The sequence below is a fragment of the Kaarinaea lacus genome, from assembly GCF_975902315.1.
The window spans coordinates 1-2,796 of the sequence record NZ_CDLKIE010000391.1 but is presented as its reverse complement, the minus strand read 5'-3'; the positions used below and the strand labels follow the sequence as shown (position 1 = coordinate 2,796).

The window sequence follows — 2,796 nt, the reverse complement described above, 5'->3', positions numbered from 1 at the left end:
TCTTCTTTGCTCTCTTTGGTTTTGCTGCGACATCCATGAGTTCGCCCGGACGGAAAGGATTTGGAACGTTTTTCTTCGCCTTACGAGCAGGAATTTTTCTGGTTTTGATTTTCAACAAACCAGGTAAGGTAAATTCACCGCAACCTGTCTTTTTGATGTGGCCGTTGATAATAGTTTCCAACGAATCAAATACACTGGCGACTTGCTTTCTGCTCAGTTCAGTTTCTTCAGAGATCTGATTCAGAATTTGGGTTTTAGTGTACTTTTCCTTAATGGATTTGATCTTTGCTGCTGGTGCTGCTGCTTTCTTCTTTGCTCTCTTTGGTTTTGCTGCCATTCGGAACCTCCCGTTACATTCATGACATGAATAAAACTATCTTAATAAAGTAGCCGAAATTTACAGTAAGTAAAACTTTTTCGCACCTATTTTTTCAGTGTTTTTAGGCATTTTTTTTGTTTTTGTCTATTATTACGGCATTTATAGCAGTTTTAATTCGCTTATACGTTGTCGCTCGTGAAATTTTAAAAGCGTAAAACCTATGACCTGTATAGCATTTCAGGCTAATATCAACGATTCATCCAGCGTCAGTTATGCTTACCCATGAAAAAATTGCCTAAACTCTTAGCCAAAAAGACACTGGCGAAAACCCGAGTGTTCACCATTGAACAACTGCACTTGCAGTTCGAAAATGGAAATGAAGTGGAATATGAACGAATTTATAGTCCACCGGCAGGCGCCGTTCTGATCGTGCCGCAACTGGATGACACCACGATCATCCTGATTCGAGAGTATTGCGCTGGCATCCAGCGCTATGAAATTGCATTTCCCAAAGGGCGTGTAGAGGAGGGCGAATCACTCATAGCGTCAGCAAACCGGGAAATTATGGAAGAAACCGGCTACGGCGCGAGAAAACTCGAGCTTATGAAAAGCGTCTCGGTATCACCCGGCTACCTGAGTCATCAAACCCACATCGTGCATGCAACTGACCTGTATCAACAAAAACTGGAAGGAGATGAGCCAGAGGCCATAGAAGTACTTTACTGGGACCTGAATAAGTTGGATGATTTAGTTAGTAATAATGAATTCACTGAGGCGCGAAGTATTGCAGCCCTGTATCTATTAAAAAACCGGTTATATAGCAGCAAATAAATCTATGCCCACAGATCTTGAACATTTGTGCCAGGAAGTCAGAAATATCGCGCAGCTGGCCAGTGAAAAAATTCTGCAGATATACAACACAGAATTTGATGTTACCAGTAAAGATGACAATACACCGCTTACTGAAGCTGACCTGGCGGCTCACCACGTCATTACCAATGGCCTGGCAAGGCTAACTCCGGAAATCCCGATTTTATCGGAAGAATCTATCGATATTCCTTTCGCAACCCGCCAACAGTGGCATACCTACTGGTTGGTGGACCCACTGGACGGTACCCGGGAGTTTGTAAAACGAAACGGTGAATTTACCGTTAACATCGCATTGATTGAAGACCATAAACCGGTACTTGGCGTCATTCATACCCCCGTTACCGGCGTTTGTTATTACGCCACACAAAATAGCGGTGCTTATAAAAAAGTCCCCGATAAACCAGTTGTAACGCTATCCACGCGTGCAAAGGAAACCAGCCATACGCTGGTCGCGGGTAGTCGATCACATCGCGGCGATTCACTCAAAGCGTTCCTGGAAAAAATAGGCGATTACGAAATTATCAGCATGGGCAGTTCGTTAAAATCCTGCCTGGTCGCAGAAGGAAAAGTGGATATTTACCCGCGACTGGGTCCTACTTCCGAATGGGATACCGCAGCTGCGCAATGTATTGTAGAAAATGCCGGCGGTAAAATTGTTGAGCTTTCCATGCAGCCCATGCGTTACAACACCAAGGACTCCCTGTTGAATCCGCACTTTCTGGTAATTGGTGATACCAAATATGACTGGGGTCAGTATTTTTAGCCCATAAACAGTAACAGCGTCAGTTAATCGTAATTTCTGCTCTTACTTTTTGCTGCTGGTCAACTGCTCGAATCTGCTGGTATTCGCCGAGTGGCATCTTGATAAAAATACAGGGGTGAGTAATCACCTGGGTGACCATCATTCCGGGCTCCGGCTCCTGCCACTGCACACTGACTTCTGCCTCTGCGCCAGTAATACGCATTTCTTCCCGGGCCAGGCGAATGGCATAACCTCCCGTACGCTGTTGACCCATTGACAGAAGTAATACGCCATACCGAGAAAAATCTATTTCCGGTATCGCCGCAGGCGACGCTGAAATCATCATACCTTGAGCAGCTTGCAACAGCTTTTCCAGCTGTTGCGGGTGGGAGATCCATTGCGTCGCTATCGAGGAGCCACATTGTGATGACATGCGTAGTGTTTCCAGCTTTGCTAATTTCGTTGATTTTGCGGACTGCGAAGGATCATTTTCGTCCTGTATAGCAGGTTCAGCAAAACATGCTGATAATACAATTAATAATGTCAGCACAATTAAGTGCCCTGTACCCTTAATCATCATAGTTAATCAAAATTAAAGCCTGCCAGGTTTGCGATTGAAACTCTATTAAACCGGACTAGCGTGGAAAAGTTTATGGGTTTACCAAATTTACACTAAATCCGGTCGTAAAATCCAAGCCGTTGAGGGAGGTTGTACTGCCATCAATAATAATATGCTGGGAGATTATATCCTGGGTTGGGAACGCGCCACAGGCGTCTCCGGTTTCGCAGAGCACGCCATCTTTATCCAGGTCTGATCCTGCCTGGATATGATAACTACCTAAAGGCACACCGGAGAATGAGTATT

5 protein-coding genes are annotated in these 2,796 nt (G+C 44.8%); 2 read left to right on the top strand and 3 right to left on the bottom strand.

All coding sequences use genetic code 11. From position 1 onward, the window contains the following. The coding region (locus ACWVCM_RS12490) for an HU family DNA-binding protein (RefSeq protein ID WP_455202086.1) at positions 1-337 on the bottom strand (337 nt) is incomplete at its 3' end. Positions 338-601: 264 nt separating this feature from the next. Here ACWVCM_RS12490 and nudE point away from each other — a divergent pair. Beyond that, positions 602-1,150 carry an ADP compounds hydrolase NudE gene (gene nudE / locus ACWVCM_RS12485; protein ID WP_455202085.1) on the top strand — a complete coding sequence of 183 codons (549 nt, stop codon included), beginning with the start codon at positions 602-604 and terminating at the stop codon, positions 1,148-1,150. A gap of 4 nt (positions 1,151-1,154) precedes the next feature. Then, the gene (cysQ, locus tag ACWVCM_RS12480; RefSeq protein WP_455202084.1) at positions 1,155-1,952 is read left to right on the top strand and encodes a 3'(2'),5'-bisphosphate nucleotidase CysQ; all 798 of its coding nucleotides are present in this window, start codon (positions 1,155-1,157) and stop codon (positions 1,950-1,952) included. A 19-nt stretch (positions 1,953-1,971) separates the two neighbouring features. Here cysQ and ACWVCM_RS12475 read toward each other — a convergent pair whose 3' ends face one another. Continuing rightward, positions 1,972-2,481: a protease complex subunit PrcB family protein gene (locus ACWVCM_RS12475; protein ID WP_455202083.1), complete on the bottom strand. Its 510-nt coding sequence runs from the start codon at positions 2,479-2,481 to the stop codon at positions 1,972-1,974. Between the two features lie 100 nt (positions 2,482-2,581). Then, positions 2,582-2,796 (bottom strand): hypothetical protein (locus ACWVCM_RS12470; protein WP_455202082.1); only part of this gene is annotated, 215 nt, incomplete at its 5' end.